9 protein-coding genes are annotated in these 6,071 nt (G+C 40.3%); 2 read left to right on the top strand and 7 right to left on the bottom strand.

Annotated features, from left to right (window positions below):
• The 3 genes from IM479_RS22860 to IM479_RS20250 all read right to left on the bottom strand — a co-directional run.
• A partial coding sequence (locus IM479_RS22860) for a helix-turn-helix domain-containing protein (RefSeq protein ID WP_353737553.1) occupies nucleotides 1-57 on the bottom strand: 57 nt, incomplete at its 3' end.
• A 289-nt stretch (nucleotides 58-346) separates the two neighbouring features.
• Entirely contained in the window at nucleotides 347-796 is a 450-nt protein-coding gene (locus IM479_RS20255) for a YlqD family protein (RefSeq protein WP_287684545.1), read from the bottom strand.
• Between the two features lie 61 nt (nucleotides 797-857).
• Entirely contained in the window at nucleotides 858-2,777 is a 1,920-nt protein-coding gene (locus tag IM479_RS20250; protein ID WP_287684544.1) for a long-chain fatty acid--CoA ligase, read from the bottom strand.
• Between the two features lie 253 nt (nucleotides 2,778-3,030).
• Between IM479_RS20250 and IM479_RS20245 the strand changes: the two genes are divergently transcribed.
• Nucleotides 3,031-3,621: a Uma2 family endonuclease gene (locus IM479_RS20245; protein ID WP_287684543.1), complete on the top strand. Its 591-nt coding sequence runs from the start codon at nucleotides 3,031-3,033 to the stop codon at nucleotides 3,619-3,621.
• Between the two features lie 26 nt (nucleotides 3,622-3,647).
• The gene (locus IM479_RS20240; RefSeq protein ID WP_287699553.1) at nucleotides 3,648-4,232 is read left to right on the top strand and encodes a Uma2 family endonuclease; all 585 of its coding nucleotides are present in this window, start codon (nucleotides 3,648-3,650) and stop codon (nucleotides 4,230-4,232) included.
• A 7-nt stretch (nucleotides 4,233-4,239) separates the two neighbouring features.
• On the opposite strand, the gene IM479_RS20235 is transcribed toward IM479_RS20240, so the two are convergent.
• From IM479_RS20235 to IM479_RS20220, 4 genes are all read right to left on the bottom strand, one after another.
• Nucleotides 4,240-4,647: a type II toxin-antitoxin system VapC family toxin gene (locus tag IM479_RS20235; RefSeq protein WP_287079044.1), complete on the bottom strand. Its 408-nt coding sequence runs from the start codon at nucleotides 4,645-4,647 to the stop codon at nucleotides 4,240-4,242.
• A 14-nt stretch (nucleotides 4,648-4,661) separates the two neighbouring features.
• Nucleotides 4,662-4,895: a hypothetical protein gene (locus IM479_RS20230; protein ID WP_193959311.1), complete on the bottom strand. Its 234-nt coding sequence runs from the start codon at nucleotides 4,893-4,895 to the stop codon at nucleotides 4,662-4,664.
• 78 nt (nucleotides 4,896-4,973) lie between these two features.
• Nucleotides 4,974-5,615: an OmpA family protein gene (locus tag IM479_RS20225; protein ID WP_002764884.1), complete on the bottom strand. Its 642-nt coding sequence runs from the start codon at nucleotides 5,613-5,615 to the stop codon at nucleotides 4,974-4,976.
• A 6-nt stretch (nucleotides 5,616-5,621) separates the two neighbouring features.
• A complete protein-coding gene (locus tag IM479_RS20220) occupies nucleotides 5,622-5,945 on the bottom strand; it encodes a hypothetical protein (protein WP_287699551.1) in 324 nt (107 codons plus the stop codon).
• Between the last annotated feature and the right edge of the window lie 126 nt (nucleotides 5,946-6,071).

Raw genomic sequence — 6,071 nt, 5'->3', positions numbered from 1 at the left:
CAATAGCGACTCTTGTTCGGGTGTGGGGTAAAATCGAAACCAATAGGCTTTTTCCATGTCTCACATTTTAGCATATATTTGGTAAATGCGCTAGTATTTAACGGTAAAGCCGTCGTAGAACGACGGGGTTTCAGACCCAAATTTTCGATGAAGTTATACAACAATATAGGCGAGTGTGTCCTGGCGATCGATAAAGAATCTTAATATATTTTTCAGGCCCGATCAAGTCATGTCAGGGGTGATGTGATCTAGGGGCGGTTGTCTCGGTTAGCAAGGGAGAATACCCCTTGCTATTGCCGATTTTAGCCTTTAAGTTGACAATGACCGGTAACTGCTCACCCTAGCTTTAAATTTCGCCGCGAATTTCTTCGACTATGCCATCTCTAAGGACGAGTTCTACATTCATTTTGGCCACTAAGTTATCGCCTTTTTCGACGCGGAAAAAGCTTTCTAGTTGTGCTTGGGCGACTTCTTGATTGAGTTCCAAGAATTGTACCTGTTGCAATTGTTGCAGATACTGGTTTTTTTGTTCGAGAAACTCACTTTTCTGTTGATTGACTTGGATTTGAATATTGTCAATCTGTTGGGCAGCCGCGGGGGGTAAGGGGATCAGACTCTGACGCTGAATTTCGGCGATCGCTCGTTGTCCTTGGGTTTCTAGTTGTTGAATTTGTGCGTCAATTTGAGCCATTTGTGCTTGTAATTGCTGTTGTGCTTCTTCTTTCCAGCGCGGGGTCACGATGACTTTAATTGTCACCGGGCGCTTCAGTAATAAACTGGTTTGTGCGTCATCCATGATTTGCTTATCCTAAAAAGGTCTTTTTGTCAAGAGGTTGGAGAATATTTGCCGGAAATATTTACTTGGCAAACATCTCGTTAATCATATCGCGATAGCGTTGCGTTACTACCGGTCGTTTAATCTTTAAAGTTTGGGTCATCATGCCGTTTTCTTGGGAAAAAGGCTCTAAAATTAACTCAAAGGTTTTAATCTGGTCATCGGCACGATAACTGGGCCGATTTCTTACCTCGCGCTTTAATTCTTGTTGGTAGAGCTCTAAGACTTTTTTGCTGTAGAGATCGCTAGAAAGAATCGTTGAGCGATCGCTGTGAAGATCGGGTAAATTTAAGGATATTTTCTGTTCTTGGGCCCAATTGGCCAGTATATCAAGATTAGGCACGATCAAAGCCCCCAAAGCTTTTTGATCCTGTCCCACTAGCATAATTTGGGAGATAAAGGGACTGCGTAAACAAGCATCTTCAATCGGTTGCGGTTCGATATTTTCACCATTGCTCAAAACAATTGTATCTTTGGCCCGTCCGGTTAAAACTAAATCCCCGGCAGCGGTTAACCAACCAATATCACCGCTATCAAACCAACCATCGGGAGAAATCGCTTTTTCGGTCGCTTCTGGTTTTTTATAATATCCCTGCATCACCTGCGGACCACGAATCAAGACTAAACCGTGTTTTTCCGTCGGTAAGACTTCTTTGCTGTGTAAATCGACAATACAGATTTCTGTCTGAAAGACGGGACGACCGGCAGACCCGCGCAGGTTATGATCGATACGACGGACGGTAGCGACGGGAGAAGTTTCTGTCAGTCCATAACCAACTAAAATCGGGATTCCCGCAATCTCATAGAAAGTATCTAGATGTCTAGCTAAGGAACCACCACCACTAACCAAGATTTTAACTTTATTTCCCACTGCTTGGCGAATTTTGTTATAAACTAGCTTATCACCGATGGCATGGAGGGGATAGAGTAAGAGGGATTGAATTCTTGCTTTGAGTCTTTCTCCGGGGGAAGCGTGAAGGTGATCAAGACTGAGATTATCAGCGATACGTTTAGCAAGAACGTACTTTTCCGACTTTTCTAGAAAAAATCGCACCAATTTCTGTTTTTTAGCCGGTTGTTCGCTAAATTGTTTTTGGATACCCTCGTAAAGAGATTCCCAAAGACGGGGAACTCCCACCATTAATTGGGGACTAAATTGCTTTAAATCGGACTTAAAAGTGCGAATACTGGTATAAATCTGGGTACAACCTTGAGCTAGAATGAAATACTCACAGCTGCGCTCGTAGGAATGCCATGAAGGTAGTATACTTAAAACTCGATCGCCGGGAGCCGGTTGAAAGATAGCATTTAAGTTGCGTACCTGATGCAGCAGATTACCGTGACTTAACATCACCCCTTTTGGTTGTCCCGTCGTCCCCGATGTGTAGATGAGGGTAGCCAGATCATTTTCGCTCTTGGTGATGGGTTTAAGGGTGTTCTCAGCCCCGATCGCCATTAGTTGCTTGAAATTTAAGGTCTGCACGGAAATCGCCCCAGTAGCGGGGTCTTCGTCGGTGAGCAGCACGATTAATTTCAGGGGCAATTCAGGGATTTTCGCCAGTAATTTCCCTAAAGTTTTGTTATTTTCGACAATCAGCGTCTGACTGTCACTATCGGCCAGAATATAGGCTAATTCCTCTGCATCTGCTTGAGCAGATCGTACCGCATTGGCGGCCCCGGCTGCCATGGAACCTTGGTCGGCAATAAACCACCGGGGACTATTATCGGCAAATAAAGCGACATTTTCGGTTTCTGTGACTCCTAATGCTTGCAAAGCGGCGGCAAATTGCTGAATTTGTTGATAAAGTTGCCGATAGGTGAGAATTACTTCCGGTTTACTGTGGGGATCCTGTAGGGCGATAATATTGGGGAAACGTTGGGCAACTATTGACCAAACTTCGGGTAAAGATTGAATATTTGAATAGTCAATTAGGGTTGTCATAACAGTAGTTATAGAGGGTTACAAGGGTAATAACATATAGATTAACCATTCGAGGCTCTTTTTGCTGGTTCTCCTAGACAGTATTTCAACAGGTATCTAGTCCTGCAAAGTTAATTTCCTAGTCGAGACTCGGAGAGTGGAGACTTTTCGGTTATCAGTGAACAGTGAGGGATAATCAGGGAATGCTGACAGCTTAGATGTATAATTAATTTTGCTTAGGTACTTAATATAGTTGTGATTAGGATAAAAAACGATGATTGCTTTATCTAACTATAATAATCTCACTCCAGAAGAATATCTTCATTTTGAAGAAAAAAGTCCCATTAAACACGAGTATATCGATGGGCAAATTTACGCCATGGCAGGGACGACTGATACTCATAATATTGTTTCGGGTAATATATACACAATTATTCGTAATCATTTGCGGGGTTCCGATTGTCGGGTTTATTTTGCCGATTTGAAAGTCAGATTAGAGAAACGCAATCACTTTTATTATCCTGATATTCTTGTCACCTGCGATGACAGAGATAGAGAAACTGCTACCTACAAAAGTTTTCCTAAATTGATTATTGAAGTTCTCTCCGATTCCACAGAAGCTTTTGACAGGGGTGATAAATTTAATGATTATCAAACTCTAGAAAGTTTGCAGGAATATGTCTTAGTGAATAGTAAACACCAACGAGTGGAAACTTTTCGACGGGGTGAACAGGGTTTATGGATTTTGCAAACCTATCAGCAAGAAAGTTTTAGTTTGCAGAGTATTAATCTGACGGCATCTTTTCAGGATTTATACGAGGATGTCACCCTAGAAACGGTTAATGATACTCCCGAAAGTCCTTAAGAAAATCTCCTTCAACGATTAAACCTATGATTGCTCTATCTAACTATAATAATCTCACTCCAGAAGAATATCTTCAGTTTGAAGAAAAAAGTCCCATTAAACACGAGTATATCGATGGGCAAATTTACGCCATGGCAGGGACGACTGATATTCATAATATTATCGGACTCAATTTCACTTTTATCATTCGTAATCATTTGCGGGGTTCCGATTGTCGGGTTTATTTTGACGATGTGAAAGTCAGATTAGAGAAACGCAATCACTTTTATTATCCTGATATTCTTGTCACCTGCGATGACAGAGATAGAGAAACTGCTACCTACAAAAGTTTTCCTAAATTGATTATCGAAGTTCTCTCCGATTCCACAGAAGCTTTTGACAGGGGTGATAAATTTAATGATTATCAAACTCTAGAAAGTTTGCAGGAATATGTCTTAGTGAATAGTAAACACCAACGAGTGGAAACTTTTCGACGAGGTGAACAGGGTTTATGGATTCTGCAAACCTATCAGGAAGAAAGTTTTAGTTTGCAGAGTATTAATCTGACGGCATCTTTTCGGGATTTATACGAGGATGTCACCCTAGAAACGGTTAATGATACTAGGGAATGAAAAATCACTAAGGTACAACCTCAAAAGGTTGATTTCCATACCGTCGGTAAATATAGAAATCGCTATCAAGAGTGAATATTTGTCTTTGATTAAGAACTTCAGCCATGGCTACTAAAGAAGCATCTGCTAAATCCATAGGAACATCTTGATATTGTATCATTAAGGTTTCCATTCTTTTTAGTTCATCTGAATTATGATGGTGTATTACCAGTATTTCATCTACCACATAACCCCATAATTCTTGTTGTGCGAACCAACCACCATATCGACGCAATAAATACATTGCTTCGGTAAAACAAGCGCAAGTCGTGACAAGGGGGGCCGATAGCGAAGATAAAATGTCAACACAACGCTGATGATTTTTATCAGCTTCATTAATTAAGGCAATAAGTGGAGAAGCGTCGCAAAGAGTCATTGGTGTAATGCTGATTAGTCTTTATCATCTAAAATGTTTGTAAAAACTTCTTCTACTCGCTCAGATAAATCTGATGGCTGAAAATAAACTCGTCCAACTCTTCCTTTTAATTTTTGGTCTAGGGTTTCTGGAGTGGAGGAATTGGAAGATTGATTAGATAGAATGGTCAATCTCACTCGCTGACCTGCTAATTTAGCACTATGCTGTAAAATTTCTTCCCAAGTCCCCTCTAAAGTGTTTTGTTCCATAGATATTGATTTGAATTTCGTTCTTTCCTCAGTGTAACAAGCAAAAGATAAAAAAACAAATTTCTAGATTTTTTTGTCTTATTGTTTTTTACCGGGGGGAATAAAACGGATTTCAATTCTGCGTCTGCTTGCATCTGCGTCACGATTAACCGCGGCTAATTTACCCGATGGGAGGTATAACTGTCCTGCGGAAAAAGCTCGAAATTTGACGTTTTTTAGTTTACCGGTGTTTTCGATTTCTTGCACTACTGCTAAAGCGCGCATTAATCCTAAATCAGTGTTAGAACCGGGTACTAGCATTTTAACAGATTGTTTTCTGCTGGCAACCGATTCGATATTTTTATCGAGATTACTTGTCTGTTGTATTCCTTGTCCGTCGGTGTGTCCAATTACTTGAATAAAGTCGATTTCTCTGTCTTTGGTAATGGTTTCGATAGCGGGAATAATGCGCTGACGAATATAGGTTTTTAAAGCAGGGTTTAATTCCGCACTTCCCGACTGAAATTTAAATTTTCCTGATTTTTCATCGATAACTATGGGGGTTGCTGTTTGCAGTTTTCGGTTAGCTTCCTCCAGTTTGCTGATGAGATTATAGGACTGAAAAAGTGCCAAGAGGAGAAATAAACTCAGAATCATGAAAGCATTGGACATTAAATCGGTGAATGCGGGATAAACATCCACCGATTTATCTTCATCTCGGTAGTAGGTACGTCTAGACATAATTGCTTAGAATTTGTTGGTGAAGTTATCAAATATGGTGTTAATCCCCTTCTTAGCGACGACTTTCTCTAACTTATCTTGCAAAGATTCTAAGTTAGCAGTTAATTTACTGGTGTTGGTGTTCACTGCGTTAATTACTTGAGAAAAATCTGATTTAAGGCTGCCAAATTGATTGGCTGTTTTCTCAATAGATTGGGAAACTGCTTTTAATTGTTCTGAGTTCTTAGTTAATTTATCATCCACTACTGTCGCTAAGTTATTGCTTAAAAGTTTTAACTCAGACTTTAAGCTTTCCTTGACTTGAGTAACTTGCTCTGGGGAGCATCTCACCTTTGCAATAAGTAGAAATGCTTAATGATCTCAATAAAAAAGTTAAAAAAGGCAACCATTTAGATAAGCACAGCGATGACGAAGGACTTGCGGTACATTACCAGATTCCCAACTTGCACCAGTAAT

This window comes from Microcystis sp. M165S2, from assembly GCF_020245885.1.
Classification (GTDB): domain Bacteria; phylum Cyanobacteriota; class Cyanobacteriia; order Cyanobacteriales; family Microcystaceae; genus Microcystis.
Note: the sequence above shows the minus strand (reverse complement) of the source record. Positions and strands in the feature narration are given on the sequence as shown.

What these genes read in the sequence shown, in the direction of transcription:
- IM479_RS20255 (WP_287684545.1), bottom strand. Translation starts at nt 796, where the DNA reads ATGGATGACGCACAAACCAGTTTATTACTGAAGCGCCCGGTGACAATT.
- IM479_RS20250 (WP_287684544.1), bottom strand. Translation starts at nt 2,777, where the DNA reads ATGACAACCCTAATTGACTATTCAAATATTCAATCTTTACCCGAAGTT.
- IM479_RS20235 (WP_287079044.1), bottom strand. Translation starts at nt 4,647, where the DNA reads ATGACTCTTTGCGACGCTTCTCCACTTATTGCCTTAATTAATGAAGCT.
- IM479_RS20230 (WP_193959311.1), bottom strand. Translation starts at nt 4,895, where the DNA reads ATGGAACAAAACACTTTAGAGGGGACTTGGGAAGAAATTTTACAGCAT.
- IM479_RS20240 (WP_287699553.1), top strand. Translation starts at nt 3,648, where the DNA reads ATGATTGCTCTATCTAACTATAATAATCTCACTCCAGAAGAATATCTT.
- IM479_RS20245 (WP_287684543.1), top strand. Translation starts at nt 3,031, where the DNA reads ATGATTGCTTTATCTAACTATAATAATCTCACTCCAGAAGAATATCTT.
- IM479_RS20225 (WP_002764884.1), bottom strand. Translation starts at nt 5,615, where the DNA reads ATGTCTAGACGTACCTACTACCGAGATGAAGATAAATCGGTGGATGTT.